The organism is Yoonia vestfoldensis SKA53 (assembly GCF_000152785.1).
GTDB lineage: Bacteria > Pseudomonadota > Alphaproteobacteria > Rhodobacterales > Rhodobacteraceae > Yoonia > Yoonia vestfoldensis_A.
Genome location: NZ_CH672414.1, coordinates 2,232,275 through 2,250,262, shown reverse-complemented (window position 1 = coordinate 2,250,262; position 17,988 = coordinate 2,232,275). Strand labels below are relative to the sequence as shown.

23 protein-coding genes are annotated in these 17,988 nt (G+C 53.8%); 12 read left to right on the top strand and 11 right to left on the bottom strand.

What is annotated here, in order from left to right; translation table 11 throughout:
• Nucleotides 1–168 precede the first annotated feature (168 nt).
• From SKA53_RS10915 to rpoN, 4 genes are all read left to right on the top strand, one after another.
• Nucleotides 169–999: a hypothetical protein gene (locus SKA53_RS10915; RefSeq protein WP_007206200.1), complete on the top strand. Its 831-nt coding sequence runs from the start codon at nt 169–171 to the stop codon at nt 997–999.
• Nucleotides 996–1,757 (top strand): hypothetical protein, encoded by a 762-nt coding sequence (locus SKA53_RS10910; RefSeq protein ID WP_110549029.1) that lies wholly within the window; start codon nt 996–998, stop codon nt 1,755–1,757. Before SKA53_RS10915 ends, SKA53_RS10910 begins: the two co-directional genes overlap by 4 nt.
• On the top strand, nt 1,758–2,057 hold the full coding sequence (locus SKA53_RS10905) for a hypothetical protein (RefSeq protein ID WP_007206198.1): 300 nt from the start codon (nt 1,758–1,760) through the stop codon (nt 2,055–2,057).
• Nucleotides 2,058–2,310: 253 nt separating this feature from the next.
• A complete protein-coding gene (gene rpoN, locus SKA53_RS10900) occupies nt 2,311–3,657 on the top strand; it encodes an RNA polymerase factor sigma-54 (protein WP_050752684.1) in 1,347 nt (448 codons plus the stop codon).
• Nucleotides 3,658–3,729: 72 nt separating this feature from the next.
• Here the strand turns inward: rpoN and istB are convergent, their stop codons facing one another.
• From istB to SKA53_RS10880, 4 genes are read right to left on the bottom strand one after another with little or no spacing between them, the layout of a single operon-like run.
• Nucleotides 3,730–4,539, bottom strand: coding sequence for an IS21-like element helper ATPase IstB (gene istB, locus SKA53_RS10895; RefSeq protein ID WP_007206196.1), 810 nt, complete (start codon nt 4,537–4,539; stop codon nt 3,730–3,732).
• Nucleotides 4,540–4,551: 12 nt separating this feature from the next.
• Entirely contained in the window at nt 4,552–5,355 is an 804-nt protein-coding gene (locus tag SKA53_RS10890) for an Arm DNA-binding domain-containing protein (protein WP_007206195.1), read from the bottom strand.
• Between the two features lie 4 nt (nt 5,356–5,359).
• Nucleotides 5,360–6,595 (bottom strand): flagellar motor protein MotB, encoded by a 1,236-nt coding sequence (locus SKA53_RS10885; protein WP_007206194.1) that lies wholly within the window; start codon nt 6,593–6,595, stop codon nt 5,360–5,362.
• Between the two features lie 27 nt (nt 6,596–6,622).
• A complete protein-coding gene (locus tag SKA53_RS10880) occupies nt 6,623–7,384 on the bottom strand; it encodes a motility protein A (protein ID WP_040482939.1) in 762 nt (253 codons plus the stop codon).
• A 75-nt stretch (nt 7,385–7,459) separates the two neighbouring features.
• Here SKA53_RS10880 and SKA53_RS10875 point away from each other — a divergent pair, with 75 nt between their 5' ends.
• Nucleotides 7,460–7,963, top strand: a complete 504-nt coding sequence (locus SKA53_RS10875; protein ID WP_007206192.1) for a DUF1566 domain-containing protein — start codon at nt 7,460–7,462, stop codon at nt 7,961–7,963.
• A gap of 9 nt (nt 7,964–7,972) precedes the next feature.
• On the opposite strand, the gene SKA53_RS10870 is transcribed toward SKA53_RS10875, so the two are convergent.
• The 6 genes from SKA53_RS10870 to flhA all read right to left on the bottom strand — a co-directional run bounded on the left by SKA53_RS10870 (nt 7,973) and on the right by flhA (nt 13,198).
• A complete protein-coding gene (locus tag SKA53_RS10870) occupies nt 7,973–8,455 on the bottom strand; it encodes a hypothetical protein (RefSeq protein WP_040482938.1) in 483 nt (160 codons plus the stop codon).
• Nucleotides 8,456–8,596: 141 nt separating this feature from the next.
• The gene (locus SKA53_RS10865; protein ID WP_131494597.1) at nt 8,597–8,878 is read right to left on the bottom strand and encodes a hypothetical protein; all 282 of its coding nucleotides are present in this window, start codon (nt 8,876–8,878) and stop codon (nt 8,597–8,599) included.
• Nucleotides 8,879–8,898: 20 nt separating this feature from the next.
• Nucleotides 8,899–9,213, bottom strand: a complete 315-nt coding sequence (locus SKA53_RS10860) for a hypothetical protein (protein ID WP_007206189.1) — start codon at nt 9,211–9,213, stop codon at nt 8,899–8,901.
• Nucleotides 9,195–9,590 (bottom strand): flagellar export chaperone FliS, encoded by a 396-nt coding sequence (fliS, locus tag SKA53_RS10855; protein WP_242601259.1) that lies wholly within the window; start codon nt 9,588–9,590, stop codon nt 9,195–9,197. The genes SKA53_RS10860 and fliS overlap by 19 nt, the downstream gene beginning before the upstream one ends.
• Nucleotides 9,591–9,629: 39 nt before the next feature.
• Complete coding sequence (locus tag SKA53_RS10850) at nt 9,630–11,051, bottom strand: hypothetical protein (protein WP_007206187.1); 1,422 nt, start codon at nt 11,049–11,051, stop codon at nt 9,630–9,632.
• Between the two features lie 41 nt (nt 11,052–11,092).
• Nucleotides 11,093–13,198 (bottom strand): flagellar biosynthesis protein FlhA, encoded by a 2,106-nt coding sequence (gene flhA / locus SKA53_RS10845; RefSeq protein ID WP_007206186.1) that lies wholly within the window; start codon nt 13,196–13,198, stop codon nt 11,093–11,095.
• A 243-nt stretch (nt 13,199–13,441) separates the two neighbouring features.
• On the opposite strand from flhA, the gene SKA53_RS10840 reads away from it, so the two are divergent.
• The 7 genes from SKA53_RS10840 (at nt 13,442) to SKA53_RS10810 (ending at nt 17,197) form a co-directional block, all read left to right on the top strand.
• Entirely contained in the window at nt 13,442–13,876 is a 435-nt protein-coding gene (locus tag SKA53_RS10840; protein ID WP_081440156.1) for an LPP20 family lipoprotein, read from the top strand.
• Between the two features lie 50 nt (nt 13,877–13,926).
• Entirely contained in the window at nt 13,927–15,045 is a 1,119-nt protein-coding gene (locus SKA53_RS10835; RefSeq protein WP_007206184.1) for a flagellar assembly protein T N-terminal domain-containing protein, read from the top strand.
• Nucleotides 15,042–15,392 (top strand): type IV pilus assembly protein FimV, encoded by a 351-nt coding sequence (locus SKA53_RS10830; protein ID WP_207327940.1) that lies wholly within the window; start codon nt 15,042–15,044, stop codon nt 15,390–15,392. The genes SKA53_RS10835 and SKA53_RS10830 overlap by 4 nt, the downstream gene beginning before the upstream one ends.
• Nucleotide 15,393: 1 nt before the next feature.
• Nucleotides 15,394–16,107, top strand: a complete 714-nt coding sequence (flgA, locus tag SKA53_RS10825; protein ID WP_007206182.1) for a flagellar basal body P-ring formation chaperone FlgA — start codon at nt 15,394–15,396, stop codon at nt 16,105–16,107.
• Nucleotides 16,108–16,142: 35 nt separating this feature from the next.
• Nucleotides 16,143–16,481 (top strand): flagellar biosynthesis anti-sigma factor FlgM, encoded by a 339-nt coding sequence (locus tag SKA53_RS10820; RefSeq protein ID WP_007206181.1) that lies wholly within the window; start codon nt 16,143–16,145, stop codon nt 16,479–16,481.
• Entirely contained in the window at nt 16,481–16,750 is a 270-nt protein-coding gene (locus SKA53_RS10815; RefSeq protein ID WP_007206180.1) for a hypothetical protein, read from the top strand. The genes SKA53_RS10820 and SKA53_RS10815 overlap by 1 nt, the downstream gene beginning before the upstream one ends.
• Before the next feature lie 120 nt (nt 16,751–16,870).
• A complete protein-coding gene (locus SKA53_RS10810; RefSeq protein ID WP_165474496.1) occupies nt 16,871–17,197 on the top strand; it encodes a hypothetical protein in 327 nt (108 codons plus the stop codon).
• Here SKA53_RS10810 and SKA53_RS10805 read toward each other — a convergent pair.
• The gene (locus SKA53_RS10805) at nt 17,149–17,763 is read right to left on the bottom strand and encodes an SEL1-like repeat protein (RefSeq protein ID WP_007206178.1); all 615 of its coding nucleotides are present in this window, start codon (nt 17,761–17,763) and stop codon (nt 17,149–17,151) included. The genes SKA53_RS10810 and SKA53_RS10805 overlap by 49 nt on opposite strands.
• Nucleotides 17,764–17,988 lie beyond the last annotated feature (225 nt).

Here is a 17,988-nt window from a genome sequence, read left to right as displayed (position 1 = left end):
TTTGGGCGTCACGTATCAGCGGCATAATCCTTGGAAATGTGACCGCTTTGGGTTCAAGTCCAGAGAATTACCTGCGCGCGTCGTTCTTCAAACAACTGGCACAGAATGTGCATTCTACACCCCTAAAGCACCAATTGTGCGCAAGTCCAATTAGCAGGATACCAAAGTATGGTCGCTCGTTCACCAAAGTTTGCAGATAGCCCGGATCTGGATCAAAGCATTCAGATCGCTCTTGATGCTGCCGAAGCCTCTATGGATGTGACTGCCGAATTCGAACGCATTTCTGCGCAGTTTGAGCAGACTGTGAGTGCGGCCCAGCGTTTGGAAAAAATGGCCCGCATTGCGCTGATGGTTGGCGGCGGTGTCGCGGTGTTCGCAGTATTGCTTATGGCAATGATCTGGCAACGATCGTCTTATGGTTTGGAAAGACTGAGTGCAACGAATACCGAGCTGCTGAGCATCCTGGCAGAGAATGTTTCTACGATGGATGAGAAATTAGCTCCTATTGGTGCAATAGATTCGCAAATGGCGCAGCTGCGTGGCGAGCTTACATCGTTGAACGAAAGAATGTCTGTCGTGGCGCAGGCCTTGGACGACACATCGGCATTTAAGGCGGATTTGACCGCCATGACGGAAAAGCTCTCGGCGCTCGATACATTGGAAAATGCGCAAATGCGGTCTGATGCGATACAGCAGGAGATTGGTGACAGGATCGCTACTCTGAACGGAGAGTTGGCTATGAATGTGTCCACCGTCATGCGGGATACATTTGCGGCACAATCAGATGCTTTTGCGGAAATGATCACAAGTATGTCGCAGGCTGCCGATGCGACCGGCAACGGTGACAACGCAGAGGAATTTGTCAAAATCAAAGAACAGATGGAAACGCGGCTGCAAGAGATCGCGCAGAGGATTAACAGGCTACAGGCGGGATCCTCTGCAGCGCCCGGCAGTCAGGCTCAATCTAGACAAGACCCCGATATCATAAAGTTTCCATGATGGTTAATGGTAACGTGCCGGAAGAGAGTGTTGTAGAAGTCACGCCGCCCGGTCCGCTCAAGCTCGTCAAGATAAAAGGGTCTGCCTTGCAGCGGGAATTTTTTCTTCAGGCGGACGATGTGATCGTCGCTGTGAATGGGAAACATTGGTCTCAAATCGGGTCTATCGAAGGTACGGTCAGGACTGCGATAGAGATGACCGGACGACCGATACTTGCGACTGTGGTCCGAGAGAAGAAAATGTTTTCCGTCTTTTTGTCCAAACCTTTTCCCAAAGGTTCACCTGTGCTGGATGGTGATGAGGCGCAAGATTTCAATGAATTCAAGCCGTCGATGTCCATCGAGCGTATAAGAACACTCAGCAATTATGCAATTGTGGCCGACGGTCAGAATGCCGCTGATGTTTTTGAAATGCGCAAATCGCTTCTTGCTATGATATTTCCGCCGTTATGGCTCATTGGTCGCCGGCTGTGGGAGCCATTGGCGGCTTTCACATGTGCGATTATGACGGCGTTTGTTATCCATCAGTCATTGGGACTGCTGATCTATTTTTTCATGTGTGTCTACGTTGGAATGCGACAGGTACCGCTTGGGCTTTTGTCCATGCAAAGGGAAGGCATGAGGCGGCGTATGGTCGTTGCCGCCCGTGACGAACAAGAGGCGCAGTTGATCGCCTTGCGGTTCAACGAGAAATTTAAGTTTAAATTCACAAGCCAAGAGAAAGCGAATGGCCTGGCGATTGATGTGGAGATTGTGTGAATGACGATCACACCGATGGATTCTTTGGATAATGCGGACCAGTCACAGGTGGCGCCAAAAGTGCGTCGGCGGTCAGCCAAGAAAAGCTGTCAGCGCTGCATGGTCATCCGTTTGTTTCTTATTTCTGCTGCATGTATCGGAATCCTGCAGATCATTGCGCCCAGTACGTTTGCGATATTGCAGGGGTTAGGCCCGCTTACCCTGTCAATTCTGTTTGTAGGGGGTTTCGGTATCATTGCTGTCGTAAAAAGCGTTGCAGAACATTTGGCCACTCGGCCTGATGATTCTGAAAGCCAATGATAAAATACGAGATCATATTTTTGACTGCCCTTTCGGGTTGTGCAAATATCTTTGCGCTATCTTTCGGGCTTCGGAAAATACCATTGGCCCCAAGCCAGCCGCTGAGCGCAGTCATAACGTACGATGATTAAAAGCAAATTCTGCGCCAACTGAATAGAACTGACCTAAAGAGGTTGATTCGTTCTGAAAGATAGCGACCGTCCTTAACCGTTTTTCGTTAATAAAGTATTAACGAAACGAGAGGATTATCCTCATGCTACACATGACTCCTAATGCGCATCTTGCGCAAAAGCAGTCTCTGGTTTTTACGCCGCAGCTTCAGCAAGCGATCAAACTGCTGCTTTTCAATAATTTGGAGCTGTCGAACTACGTAGAGAAAATTGCAGAAGAGAACCCCTTTGTGGAGGTCGAGCTGCCGGAAATGCGCGTTCCAGCGCCGCGCGTAATGGCTTCGTCGCAAAGGGACCCCTCTTTTGACCCGATCAGCCTTTTGGCCGATAGGTCAACTCAAGGCTTTGCGGCGCAACTTTTTGCGCAGGTCGATGATATCCTGACGGAACAATCGGAACGCGCCATCGGCTATGCGATCGCTAGCCATGTGGACCCTTCCGGCTGGTTGTCGATCCCAACACCTTTGCTCGCCGACAATCTTGGTGTGGACGATGCGTGCGTTTGCACTGTTCTGCGCAAGCTTCAATCGGCAGAGCCAGCCGGTTTGTTTGCAAGGAACTTGGCAGAATGTCTGGTCTTGCAGATCGTGGCTGACGACCCCGATCGTTCGGCTTTGTTGATTATCATGCAAAATCTCGTGCTGGTTGAACGCGGTGCCATACCTGAATTGCGCCGGAAAACCGGATGCTCGGCCGAAGAGGTAAAGCGGCTTTTGCGCCGCTTGCGAGAGTTCAATCCAAAGCCAGGCCTTGCGCTGTCGGACGATGTGATGATGTCGGCACGTGCTCCGGACATTCTTGCTGCGCGCGGCCAAGATGGCGAATGGTATGTGGAACTGAACGGTGCGACCTTGCCCATTTTGAAAGTGGACGAGGTGGAAGGCCGGCGCGTTCGCAAGCTTGTCAAGCATGACAGCGATCAGGCTTATGTGCGCGACACTTTAGGGAATGCGCGGTGGTTAAAGCGGGCAATTGCACAAAGAAATGAGACAAGCATCAAGGTTGCGGCAGAGATCGTACGCTTTCAAAAAGCGTTCCTTGAACATGGTATGCAACATATGCGGCCGCTGAAACTCAAGACCGTCGCAGATGCCGTTGGACTGCACGAAAGCACCATCAGCAGGGTCACGTCGTCGTTGATGATGCAGACGCCGCAAGGGTCGTTTCCTCTCAAGACGTTTTTCAGCACGGCCATTGATCTTGATGGCACGGATGAGGGCGTATCGGCTCGGATGGTGCGTGAAAAGATCCGTAACCTGATTGGCGCTGAAAATCCCTCAGGGCCGTTGAGCGATGAATTTATCGCACAGAGTTTGCAATGTGAAGGTCTGAGTATCGCACGGCGGACGATCGCCAAGTACCGCAAGCTCGACAAGATTCCGTCTTCGTCACAGCGGCGCCGCGCCTATCGTCTTCGACCTGCGGTCTGACCAAAAAGATGCGGCTGCCCATTGCGTCGTAGCGAGCAGCCGCCTGCCTTTATGGCGATTGACTTAAATGCGTTATCTATTTGCCGGATGTGCAGGCCTGCTAAGCAGGCGACCAAAGCTTGGCTTTGCGCTGGGCGCATCATTCTTCACTTCGGCTGGTGCTTTGCGCATTGATACACCGGCAAGGTCGAAACGATAGGCTTGGTGAACAAGCCGGTCCAGAATAGCATCGGCCAAGGTGGGGTCAGCGATGATGTCATACCATTTTTCGATGGGAAGCTGACTGGTGATCACGGTTGACTTACGCTCGTACCGCGCGTCAACGATTTCCATCAGATCGCGTCGTTGTGCGGGTGTCATCAGGTCTGGGCCCCAGTCGTCCAAGATCAGCACGTCCGTACGCTTGATCTTGCTGAAAAGCCGATCGTAGGTGCCGCCCTGTTTCGCACTTGCGAGTTCTGCAAACAGCTGCGGCATACGGAAATACATGACGCTTTTGTCCAGCTTGCACGCCTCATGTCCCAAAGCACATGCCAGAAAGGACTTTCCAACGCCGCAGGGGCCGGACATCAGAACAGTGCGGTGTGTCTCTATCCAATCTGTACCACGCAAAGCCTCGAAGGCTCCGCGGTCAAGGGTTCGCTCAGCCGTAAAATCGACTTTGTCCATGGTGGCTTCGGGTTCGCGCAACCTGGCGGCCCGCAAACGACTTTGCAGACGCTTTGCATCACGGATTGATTTTTCCCGCGCCACCATATGGGCAACCCATTGCGCCGGGTCCTGTGGTGACCTGGCGGTCTGTGCTGCCAATTCGGCAAAAACATCGGCCATGCCGTCAAGTTTCAGCGCGCGTAGCGCCTCATAGGTTGCGTTTGTCGACATCTGGATATCCTTTTAGTGAAAGTGTTCAGCGCCGCGTATATTGCTGTGAGCAATGATATTGGCGTTATCTGCTTCGTCTGTGGTTGCTGCGTCTTGGTCCAGAATTGCGACGATCGACAAAAGCGTGCAGTCCCCCATTTCAAGCGTGATCCTGCAAGCGCGCTCTAGCATCTCTACACCACAAGCCGTTGAGAGTGCGAGCATATCCTGTGACACATACCCAGAGTCGATATCCGCCGGCACAGCGTCTAATATGACCGAGAGTGCCGCGTCGATATGCGGCCCTAGCGCGCGCACCTTTGCCACATCCGATTCCTCTGATGCGGTTTGTGTGATGGGTGCAGTCGGCGGTTCAACGTCAAGCGGCAGTGGCGTGAGCACCTCGTCTTGCAAAACCGGTTGTGGTGTCCGCAACGACGCTGGTTCACTCAGCTTGGCTGATAGTCTCCGGATCCGGTCCCGGATATCCTGCCTGTGTTGTTTCCGTAGTTCTGCAAAGATGTCACCGCCTTCTGCAATGGTCTTTCTGTTTTCTTGCGCCGCTTCGCGGGCCTCAGCCAGTGACAGCGTCAGAAAAGAGCCCAGTTCGATCTCGCGCCGTTTCCCGTCGATCATGATCCGCTGCAGCCAGACCCTGTCACCGTTGGCACGAGACTTCAAGAATACGCCAGCGGTCCAGCCTTGCTGGTCCGACTTTCGTTTTGTGAATCGCGCATGCTGCGCAGATGGGACGCCACCAAGCCCGGCAAGTTTCAGCTTGTTCAACATGGCGCTTTGTCTACCCTCGATAAATGGCGCTGTTTCGCTCTGCCCCATAGCACTATTGTTCAAATTCGATTTCAAGTTCTATTCGACGATTGCGTTCGCGGCCTTCGGCTGTAGCATTATCTGCGACAGGTTTCGTTTCGCCAAAGCTAATCGCAGACATTTCACGTCCCGGTGCTGGAATACTTGCTTCGATTTCTTGCACGACGCTTGCTGCGCGTGCTGCCGCCAAGTCCCAATTATCCCGATACAGGGCACCAAACGAAATAGGCACATTATCCGTGTGACCAGAGACAACGACCTTGCTCGTGGGGTCCACTGTGACCGCTGCAAGCTCGTCAATAATGCCGCGTGCTTGCAGCGTCAGATCGGCCGAACCTGATGGAAATGCGCCACCTGCGCCAAGGTTGACAAAAACCTTGCCGTCACGCTGTTCGACTGTCACCAGCCCTTGGTCGATTTCATCCTGCAAATTGGCGCGCAATTGGGCTTCGGCCTCCAGCGCCTTTTCAGTCGCGCGCGCCATCTGGCTCAACGCTTCGTCCAATGTGGCACCACCGGATTCTTGTTGCTGGCGCTGGATTTCTGAAACCATCGAGATCAGATCATTCAGCGTCTCGTCCAGCCCGCCGAATAGAATCTCTTGTTCAGCCTTTCCTGTCGCAAGACCTGCAATTTCTATCGCCTGCCCCACGCGTTGGAATTTCTCGATCAGTTCCTGCGGCGAGGCATCCTCGGCATTCATGTCGATGGCAACCTTGCCATCAACGATTTCGGCTTCGATGTTGACCGCAGTACCGATCTGCTCCAACGCTGCGGCCAGTTTTTCCGCGTCCGACATATTTTCGTTATCGGCGATATTCTCCGCTGTTTCCCCGCCAAGCCCATCGGCATCCGTCTCACCCTCGAGCTGCTTGTCCTCGCCGTCCATATCACGGTTGTCGGTGGGAATTTTCAGCTCTGGTTCCTTGATCTCGGTCGTCTCCTGGGTCGCTTCTTCCGTCACAGAAGGTGATGGCGAAGGGCTAAAGTTCAATTCAAGAACGGTCGTTCCCTTAGGTTGCTCAACAACTGGAATGATTTTCTGCACGCCGAAAGAATCCTTGAGCGACCCGGAAATCTGCTTGAATTTCGGGACGTTCATTTCAGCGAATGACAAAAGCAGCACAAAAAATGCCATGAGCAATGTGGCGAGATCGGCAAAAGTTGCCATCCATGCTGGCGCACCAACCGGAGGGCACTTTGGACATTCTTCGTCCTGTTCTTCTTCTGCTTCGACTGCTTCAGACATCCGGCAAACTTTCCTGTAGGGGCTAAATTATGCCGCGTCGATCTTTGCCTGCATCTTCGGAGGAAGGTTCGAGGCCATTTGATCCTGAATGTTGCGCGGGGACTCGCCTCTTGCGATATTGCGTAATCCTAGAACGACCATCTCTCGGTAAATGACTTCATAGGCGGTGTAGCCTTCCAATTTCGTCAGAAGCGGACCGAACAGCACGTTGGCAACGATTGCCCCGTACATGGTTGTGAGCAATGCAACCGCCATGGCGGGACCAATCGCCTTTGGGTCGGACATGTTGCCGAGCATCAAGACCAGACCGATCAACGTTCCGATCATGCCCATCGCGGGGGCTAGATCGATCCATGCCTTTACGACAAGTTGATTTGCTTCATGCCGGCTTTTCATGGATTTGATCTCTGCAGTTAATTGCTTGACCAATTTGGTCTCATCCGCGCCGTCAACCAAAAGCTGCATTCCTTTTTCAAAGAATTTGTCTGGTACAGCCTGCCCCTCAAGCGCCATCATGCCATCTTTCCGCGCGATCCCGGCAAGTTCGACCATACGCTCGACCAAGACATTTTGCTTTTTTACGGGAGGCAGGAATGCCTTGGACATCGCGCCAAAGCTGCCTAGAAAGGTCGCAAGTGGCGTCGTATACATAGCGGCAAAGAACGTTCCACCAATCACGATCAGGATAGAGGGGACATCGACGAACGGGGCAACGCCGCCACCGACGATCATCGCTCCGATGATCATTGCAAAGCAACCAATTAGTCCAAGTAGGGATGCGATATCCATAGTATGTCTCCCAATAAAGCGGTTCGGCACATTTAATGCAAAGAAGATGCCAAGTAGGAATTTGAAAGGAACGAGATGCTGGATGCCGCAAATATCAAGAACGCATTTTTGTGTTTCTTTGTGAGCGTCGGTATTTTGACCGTCGATCCGCGACCCGTCCATGCCCAAGAAACAACCTTTGTTGCAAAAGGGCCAATCGTGATTGATGTCCTGGGCGGTCTGGACTGGATGCGTTGCAGCATCGGGCAGGTATGGGAAAATGATACCTGTGTGGGTTCAGCCCTGCTTGTCCCCTTTGCCTCGGTTGCTTCTCTGATAGAGCGCGCCGAGCGTAACATCGGCCCCGGTTGGCGTCTGCCCAGCCGCGAAGAATTGGAACGATTGATTGTCATCAACCCAGAACCACCGATGATTGACCAGAATGTTTTTCCAAACACCTATCCTGGTCTTTACTGGACCGGTGACACCAATTGGTTGATGTCGAATGCGCCTTGGAGCATAAATTTCTTTACCAGCTATGCCTATGGCCGTGCGGATAAGACCCGGACCGTGGCTGTGCGGCTTGTAAGGCCGCGCTGATCTCCCCGCCTACATCGCGTCTGAAAAAGACACTTCCACGTCCAGAATGTCGGCCAATGAAATGAGTTCTTTGTGATTGCGCACTTTCCATTCGATGGGCGCGACCAAGTTGCCTTCGACCCGGGATCTGAAAACAAAAGCACGAAAGCTTTTGAACACGGTGTCGCTGCTGGTTTGCTGTTTCACGGCTGCCAAAGGATCTAGAAACAGACCCTTCAATCGCCGTGGGCGATCAGCCTTGTCGAAATGAACCGAGCGATAGGAGAAAGAGTGACAATGTTCGAGGGCATTATCGTCCTCGATTTCGGCCAGGAAAAAGAGCATATTCTCTGCAACGCTGTACAGTTTTTCGGGTGTGCAATCCGCATAGGTCAGCAACAGATCTCGCGACATGCGGTTTGCATAAGCTTCTATCGGCAATGCTCCAAGAACATAGCGTTCAGCTACTTTGGCACATACAACGTTCAAGATCCAATCTGGGGCGTAAGACATTTGAGAACCTTTATTCTGTTGGTCATGTTACCATAATTTAAAAAGGGTCGCCGCGTCCTTTGTGCGATATCGCGCCCTCTGCAATTCTTCTGTCATGTTGTAACTGATGTGCTTGCCACCATCTCTTACTATGACCGTTTTCTATTGGCTTGTACTAAAAAAGCGGCAAATGGTATCGGCCGTATCAGTAGCGCCCACCTGATTTTCATCCTTCGTCATATTCGACGCAGGGCGCGTCAGCCTGCGTTGTAATTCAGTCATCTTCGCAAGCAACGCATCGGTGGTTTTCATAATTTCAGAACATGCAATAGAGTTTCTCTCACCAGAGACAACCCGAATATTGAGAAAGCCATGCTTGATCATTCTGGTAAAAGCGGTCTTGCAGTCAGCATCTGCTTTTTCGACAAAGACATCTGCGACCATGGCTGCCATCCCTGATGCCGCTAGTGTTTAGCATAGGCAGCAATTACTGCCTGGGTCCGCCTTTGATTGCGCTGTAAGCAAGCAACCTGTTCTACAAGGTCATTGCGCGCTTGCGTATGCCGCCCGATAATCGCCGACAAACGTGGGAGATCTTGGCGTATTTGATCAGCATGAACATGCGCCAGCCCTGCAAAGCGTTCGCGCATTTCCATATTGATGCGCTCTGCTGCATCAAAATCTGTGTCTCTCAAAGCGTCCTCCAACGCATCCTGCGCCTTTTCCAAAGCGATAAGATGCGCGTCGTGCAGACGCGGATTCACTTGATTTTCTGCCATGCATCAAAGATTTCGGAAATTGAATAATAGGCTCTGTCGATCTGCGCCGTATCGTCATTCCGCATCAGCTTCAGGGTCTGTTGACGTGAATATTCGTACAATTGGAACAGATTGACCGATATGTCTCCGCCGCGTTCAAAGTCGAGACTTGATTGCAAAACATAGATCGACGTCAAGACGCGGGCGATATGGGTCTGGAATATCTCGCTGTCGCGCGCTGGTTCCTGCATCAGGATACCAAGGCTGCGTACAAGATACTCCAGCGTTGCCTTGATCAATTGATGGCTGTCTTCGGGATTGAAGCCCGGGTTTTGTTGTTGACGCTTGTACACGGCGGCCGGGCTTAACATTGACATCGAATAGGACTCCGTCGGCATTATAAGTTCCTTATAGAAACGACTGACTGCACGACTTGTTTAGTGGCGCGTCGAAGATTGCTGGTCATCTGCCACCGAAGTCGCAAGTGTCACCTGCAAGAAGCGTTCCACTGAGTCGCGATCCACCAGCGTCAGGCCCTCGGTGATCTTTCTCGTCTCATTGGCAGCGATCAGCTTTATATTTGCATCGGCCATTGCCGACAGACCTGCGATATCTATCCCCCCGATATCCATATGTGTCAGAACAGTCGCTGGACAGATCGCCTCGAACATCATGGTATATTGCTTGATTGCTGCGATCGACCATGTGCTGGGGATGATCAGCAATGGGCTAACGTCACTACCACTGCTTCGTTCGGTGACCCATTCCAATGCTTCCGCAATGGCATCAGGCTCTGTCAGATCACAATCAATGATATCATTGCGCGCGATGTCTTCGTTATCTTCGAAAGACAATGTGCGAAACTCGGAGTTCAGCAGCGTTGCATATTGTTGCAAACGGCCGCAGCTGACAAAACCTTTCTGCGGCACCTGAACCAGACGGGGCTGGAACGCCGTGGTGCGCAAGCGTTCAAAGGCAAGCTGGGCCGCGACGGTTGTCTTTCCCGCACCGGGCGGGCCGAAAAGAAACAGCGCTTTATTCTCATGAACCAAAGAGATTTCGGCATCGTCGGTGATCCGTGCTGCCAGCAAGTGACAGGCATGGTCTTGCTGTGCTTGCAGAGTATGCAGATCCGGTGCAACCGCGCAGGACTGGGCAATATCCTCGGGGAAGCCGTAGTCAAAAATAGATATGCGGTGCTGGGCGACTGCGCCTTCGTTCAGGATTGTAGCAGAAGGTCGTTCGGCTGCCGGAACTTGTGCAGCAGGTGCGCGATCCTCGTTCCACGTGTCCGCGCTGTCCGGTTGGTCAGGAGTCCATGGCACGGTCTGTGCTGCAGAGCTGTTGGGTGCGGTTGCAGTCTCTCGCTCGACCGGATCTTGCTGACGACTGACGGGTTCTGCCGCATTTGACACGATTTCAGGCTGGTCGTCAGGAGCTTGTGCAAGGCGCTGGCGGAACAATTCTTCGAATTGTGTTGCATCCAATATCGTCTCTGGTTCTTCAGCCGGCCGCGCCACCGGTGCTGCAGTTACGCCCATATCTGTGCTTTTTTCACGGGTAGGCGCAGCATTGGTATCGGCAGCCCGTCGCGGGGTCGGGGCTGGATCAGACCCGTTGCGCCGCGCGCGGGCAGTCCGCATCGCCGCCCCCAGATCCATGGCGTCGCTTGGCCAGGATTGCGGCTTGCGATCGTCCCATTGCAGCTGATCGGCCATGTCAGATTCGCGTGTCGCGCGGACCTCTGTGACATCTCCCATCTTTCTGACGGATAGGATCATGGCATCGTCGCCAAGTTCGCGTACCGCCTTTTCCATTGCGGTATCGGGATCGGATGCTCTGAAGATATATTCAGTCATGACCAGGGCGCCTCATCGGGGATCAAAAAATTGACCATGTTTCATTCTGTGGCCATTTGCTCGTCGCCAGACACCGTCGCCACAACCTCCACCCGTCGCCCGTCAGGCAATTCCGTGAATGAAAGGACGGGAAAGTCAGCGATATGTTGACGCAGAAAGCTGGATAATTTGCGCCGGATTTGCGGAGAAACGACCAAGAATGGTTTCTTGCCGGCTTCAGTTTGTTCCTCGTTGACACGCACAAGCGATTTGACCATCTGCTCTGCCAGTGATCCATCCAGCAGCAACTGATCGCCCTCTGACCGCTTGGCGGAATTGATCAACAGATGCTCGAATGCGCTGTCCAGTGTCACAACCGGAAGCGGGGTGTTCAGCGGCGTTGTCTGTTGAATAAGCAGGCCAACAAGTTGGGGCCGCAGCGCCTCTGCGGTCTCTGTCACGCTCATGTTCTTGCTTGCCATCTCGGAGATCAATTCCAAGATGCGTCGCAGGTCGCTGATCGGTATCCGTTCACGCAAAATCTGCCGCAGCACCGCCGTCAGATTATGCAATGGCATCAGTTTGGGGACAACGGACTGGACCAGTTGCGGCACAACTTTCGACAGATTGTCGAGCAGTTCCTGAACATCATCCTGTCCGATCAGTTCTGACGCATATTTGTACAAGATCTGGCTCAGATGTGTCGCCAGCACCGTTTCAGGCTCGATGATGATATAGCCATTTGCTTCTGCTTCGAATTCGCGGTCCGACTGGATCCAGGTCGCGTCGATGCGGAAAGACGGCTCTTTCACATCTATGCCCTCAATCTTGACGCGCGATGTGCCGCTGGGCAGGGCAAGTTTCTGATCAGGATAGATCTTGTCTTCGGCAACGACCGTTTGGCCGATCTTGATCCTGTATTCGTTTGCTGTCAGCCCAAGATCGTCACGGATGCGGACACTGGGCAAGACAAAACCCAAAGCTTGCGACACTTCTTTGCGCACGGTGACAATGCGTCGCGCCAAAGGTCCGCCGTCGTCTTTGTCCACCATGGACAAAAGCGGATAGCTCAGTAGCAGCGTCACCGCAGACAGATCAGCGACGTCGGTGATGTTCAAGCTATTGGGATTGCTGTCTTCGACAGGCGTCTTTGCGTCACTCTTGTCTTGCGTGGCGTCGGTCTGTTCTTGCTTGCGAAAGAAATACGCAGCGACACCGGCAGCTAGCCCCATGCCGCCAAACAAGATGGTGGGCATGCCCGGCACAAGGCCGATCAAAAGCAGCACCCCTGCTACGGGAAACCACGCACGCGACATGCTGACTTCGCCTTTGATATGCTCGGCCATATCCTGGCTCGACGATACACGCGTCACGATGATGGCCGTCGCAATCGACAACAGCAAAGACGGGATTTGCGCGACAAGACCATCACCGATCGACAGCAGAATATAAAGTTCGGAGGCTTCGCCGATCGACAGCCCATGCTGCAGCATCCCGATCGTCAACCCGCCGATGACGTTGATGGCCAGAATCAGAATACCGGCAACGGCGTCGCCTTTGACAAACTTGGATGCACCATCCATTGCGCCATGAAAATCTGCCTCGCGCGATACGTCCTCGCGGCGCACGGTCGCTTCTTCGGCGGTGAGCACTCCCGCATTCAGGTCCGCGTCAATGGCCATCTGTTTGCCGGGCATGGCATCAAGGGTAAAGCGGGCAGAAACTTCTGAGACACGGCCTGCACCTTTGGTGATCACGACAAGGTTGATGATCACCAAAATGACAAAGACAAAAATCCCGACGACATAATTGCCTGCAATGACGAAGGCACCGAATGCTTCGATCACGGCACCGGCGGCGCTGGTTCCCAAATGTCCTTCGCTCAGGATGATCCTTGTTGAGGCCACGTTCAGCGCCAGTCGCAACACCGTTGCAACCAGAATGAGGCTGGGAAAAGATGAAAAATCCAGCGGTCGGTAAGTGTGCAGTGCCACCATCAATATCAACAGCGACATGAAGATGTTGAGCGTGAAAAAGATGTCCAGCAAGAAGGCTGGCAGCGGCAATACCATCATCGCCACCAGCATCAAAATGCCAAGCGGCAGCGTGATGCTGGTCAGGCTCCGCCCCAGCAGGTGCCGTGGTATTGCTGTTTCGGACGCGCTCATGTCACCTGCTGCTCCATCTGGCGGCGCATCTCGGAAGACGCCACTTCGGCAAGTAAGAAGCAATTCCTGTGCCAGTAAAAAAATACGCCGTATTTGCGCTGTTCTTAGCACTGGCACGACATATGCAAGACCAGAGGCAAAACGCGACTTGCGGAGGATATTTTTGTGCGTAACTTTGCCTTAACCGATTTGATCAAGACTTGTGCGGCTTTCACGATTGCTCTGGCGCTGGGCGCCTGCAACATGAATGCCCACGCACCATACAACGCTGCGGGCATATCACCCGCCGCAAAAGAAGTGCTTGAAATCGAGACCGCGCTAAGGGGCACTGATGCCGCTGTTATACAGCAAACTGTCCCACCGATTATCGGGACAGGATATGCGACGATTTCCGCGCAGCCGGCGCATAACATCAATCAAAAGCGCTTGATGGCGATCCGTGTCGCCCGTCTGGACGCCATGCGCGACCTCACCGAGCAGGTGCATGGCTTGCGGCTAAGTGCGCAGACAACCGTGGTCGATGCCGTTTTGCAAAACGACACAACACGCGCATCGGTCGATGGTACAATCCGGGGTGCGCGCACGGTGCGTATCAATCCGGTTGGCCGCGACACCTATGAGGTCGTGCTGGAACTGGACCGCGACATGATCGCACGCATCATGATGGCAGTGCGATAAGCCGCCGGGAGGTAAGGCCAGGGATGCTGACAGGAATATTTCGTCGTCAGATGAGGCTGCTTGCGCCTGTGCTGTTGCTTGTTCTGACTTGTGGGCCGGGTTTTGCGGATATCGTGCGCGTCACGGGCCGGGCGGCCGTGACCAATAACGACACCGACCGTGCGCAACGTTTTGCTTTGGAAGATGCGCTATACCTTGCCGCGTTAGAGGGGGGGGCTGACGTGTCAGGCTTTTCCATGGCGGATAACGGTGCGCTGACAGGCGAAAGCATTCTGCTGCGGCCCAATTCCCGCATTCTGGATTATTCTGTCGTCAGCCAAGGGCCGTCTGGCCATCATTATGAAGTTGTCATTGATGCCTATGTCGGCACTGCACCTGCGCTTGGCTGCGCCGTGCGGCCAGCGATCAATCTGATATCGGGGAATCCACAGATAAATGTTGGGTATACCGCACCTCTTTGGGCGACAGAGGCTTTGGAGCTGGCGCATGACGCGACTATCATGGGTCTTGGGGCGACGCCTCAGATCAATGTTTCAGCGCGCGATATCTCGCTTGCGACGGTGGGACAGGGCGGGAGCAAAGTTCCTGCTGGTTTTGATTACGACACTCTTATGGGCGGCCAGCCCAGAGTAGAGGCATCGCGGTCAAACCTGATACCTGATACTGCGCGGGGCCTGCATTTGTCATGGCACGCAACGGCCCCCGGGCTTCAAGCGACGACATTAACGGTCACCTTGCAGGCGCAGGTACTTGATCCTGCTGCGCCTGGACGGGCACAGCAGATGACCACCAGTCATGTGGTCGCTGTCTCGGCCAATACGCCTTGGCGCACGGTCAATGTGTTGGCGCGAAAGGATGCGCATGAGGTCGCAAAAAGCCTCGCCGACAGCGTGTCAGCAGAGCTTGCGACTTGGCTGGGGTCTTATGCCTGCGCGCCATTGCAGGGCTTTCTTACGGACGCTGGCACCGGACGTTTTCGGATTGACCTGGGCAGCCGTGACGGCCTGACCCGTCAAAGCCTTGCCTTTGCCGAGGGCCATGGCCAGCCTTGGACAGTGTTCCGCATCGTGGAGCTAAGCCCAAGCCAAGCTATCCTGAGCCCGATGAACGCAAGGCGTGCCGGCGCGCATTTGGCCGGCGCCAAAGTGCGCTTTGAAATAGGAGGTTGAACGTCATGCGATTGGGCCAAGTGATCTTACCACTTCTTGCCGTATTCATGCTGCCGCACGTTGCAAAAGCGCAAGAGCCTTGGGTTTTGCTGTGCATGGCTGACTGCTCTGACACCGCTGCGTCAGGCCAACGCCATATCATTGCGCCGGGTGAAAATCTATTGGGGATCCTGCGCCAGTATCGCTATGGGTCGACGGGTCTGCAAACGGTGATTGAGAAAATCGTTCAGGATAATCCGCGCGCTTTTCTGCGGGGCGATCCCGACAGGATGGTGGCGGGACAAACCCTGATCTTGCCTGAGGCCTCTGGCTTCCCAACTGTCCCCGACGATATTTATGTATTCTAGTATGATGCGCTGGCTTTCCATCATGCTGTTCTGGCCTTTCGCGCTTTTCGCGCAGGATCAGGCGGCAACACGGATTGTCACGGGTCAAGAAGTCCAGCAGGCAATCATTGAACGGCTGGCCAGCGTTGGCGAAATCGCAGCACCGAATGTCATGGCCGAAAAACAATTCTATGCCTGTGATGCGCCGTTGGAGGTGGAGCAAGCCTTCAATGGCTGGCGCAGTGTGACTGTGCGCTGCCCGTCGCCAGTGGAATGGAGCATTGCATTGCGTGCGCAGGTCCAAGGCGCACTTCCTCAAGTCCCGAAAGTCACCGAGGGACAGGTGACACAAGCAGTTTTTCTGCGCCGGCCGCTGCGCAGCGGTGACCGGATACAATTGGACGATCTGGAAATCCGACCAATCGATCCGTTGTCAGTCAATAATGTCTACATTACGATCGAGGATGTTGTCGGCAGGGTTTTGTCGCAATCTTTGACGCCTCGCGTGCCGGTCAGTCCGCGCCATCTGCAGCGCGATTGGGCTATAAATGCTGACGATATTGTCACTTTGCAGATCGTGAACGGCGGTATAGAAATAGAAAGTCCCGGCATCGCCTTGGAACCGGGCCAAATTGGAGATAACATACGACTAAGAAACCTGAGCAGCGGCAGCGAAGTGATCGGACGGATCTCTCAGGAAAGAAAAGTTCAGGTCATCTCTAAAATGGCGCCCTGAACAGTCGTTACCTATCTTCGACAGGAGAATGCAAAATGGTTGATGCAACACAAAATCTGACTGGCACGGTCACTTCCGCGAAAATGCCAGAGGTGAACGCGGTTCCAAGAGTCAACATTTCGCCCGCAAGCAGTGGCGATACGGCAGGACTTGGTGTCGCTGCGCCGGTTAATCCGGTATCGGCGTCGTCCCGACCCGCGGTCGAGATCAATTCCGCCGCTGCAGAGGTTTTGGCGTCGATGCAGAGCATGCCGGTACCGGTTGATATCGAAGCTGTGGAACGTATCCGGGCGTCGATCCAAGCGAATGAATATCCTGTCGATTACGACAAGATCGCGCAGGGTCTGGCTGATTCATTCGAATCCATGACCTAATGTCAGAGACCGGCGTCGCGACACAACAGCTGGATGCGGCGCTTGACCGACTGAAAGCGTGCCGCGCGTCGGACAAAGACTATATTGCAGCATCTGAAAATGTGCTGGCCGAAATGTCGAAATTGGGACCCCTTGGGCCGAATACATCCGATGATTTGGCAAACTTGTATCAGAAATTGACTCAAGAGTTTCTTTACGCCGAAAAATGTGCTGAATTGCGCGGACTGGGCCATGCTGGCAATACGGGTTCGCAAACGTCAAAATATTGACTATTCAGGAAAACTTTTTTGACACTTCAGGATTACGCAAGCTTGGTCTCTGGCCAAAGCATTACAAACTGGTTGCTGGCCCTGAATTTACTTTTGGTCGGTTGGCTTTTGATCCGTGTGATGCGGGATCAACGCGATTTGTCGGATATCAAATCATCGCTGAAACAGATCGTTCAGTCGGTGCCGCCTACAAATAGCCCAGAAGTCACCGTAACGCAGGTCGATACACCTGATGTTGCGCAACTGACGCAGCGGGTGGCAGCAAACCACGGACCGCAGGCAAAATCGGCATCCAATATCGTGGCGTTCATCGCAGCGCGCCAAGCGGGCCGCAGTCTCGAAGAGGCCGCGCAGCAATATGACCTGACCGAGGACGAGGCATTCGCCATATCGGTCAGCTATCGTGATGCAACGCCGTCACCGGCGAACAACGACGCCATGTCCTGATCCACAAACATCCCGCGTGCCGTTTCCTGAGCCGCCAGTACAACGCGCGTCTCTAACGTGGCCTCGATATCATTGCGGGTTTGGACGGCTTGCTCGATATTCAACGCCGCACCGATCAGCGTCCAGATATAGGCGGTTTCCAGATCGGGTCGCGTCAATATCGTTTGGTTGAACGCGACAAATTGCATGATGGCTGCGGAATTACCCCGCGACAGTCGGTCTTGCAGGTGGCTTTTGATGCGTTCCGCGATTGCATCTTTCGTGGCGGGCAGCAGTTTTTCAGCCAGCCGGTCAGCCAATTCCTTTGCGCGCTCGACACCGCCAAGCTGGGCCAGCCATGCCCATTCCAGCGCAAGGGTGTAATTCTGCGGCGTGCCTTTTCCGGCCTCCAGCAAAATCGCCAGATTGAATTGCGCGTCGTGATCGTCCTGTTCGGCCAAGGCAAGGAACAGATCATTTGCAAGACCGAAATCTTCGGCTTTCACGGCGTCAACGGCAGCGTCAAAAGGATCGGGGCTGGCATCTGACCCTTGGGCGGCCAGGCCCGTTCCGGCGACCAATAGCATCGCGCAAAAGCTGGCAGTCGCGATCCGACAAAAGCAAATAGGCAGTCGGGATAGGAATGTCATGGCAATGCGCACCTTTCAGCGGTTCACGTCCAACCCTAATAGGCTCACCGCTTTACAGCAATCGGCCTTGGCAAAGAATGTTGCCTTGCGGGGCTAAAGCTTGCGGCATCCAAGCCGTTACCACTCATAGGCCGGTTGATAGCGACAGCATGCTTCAGTTGG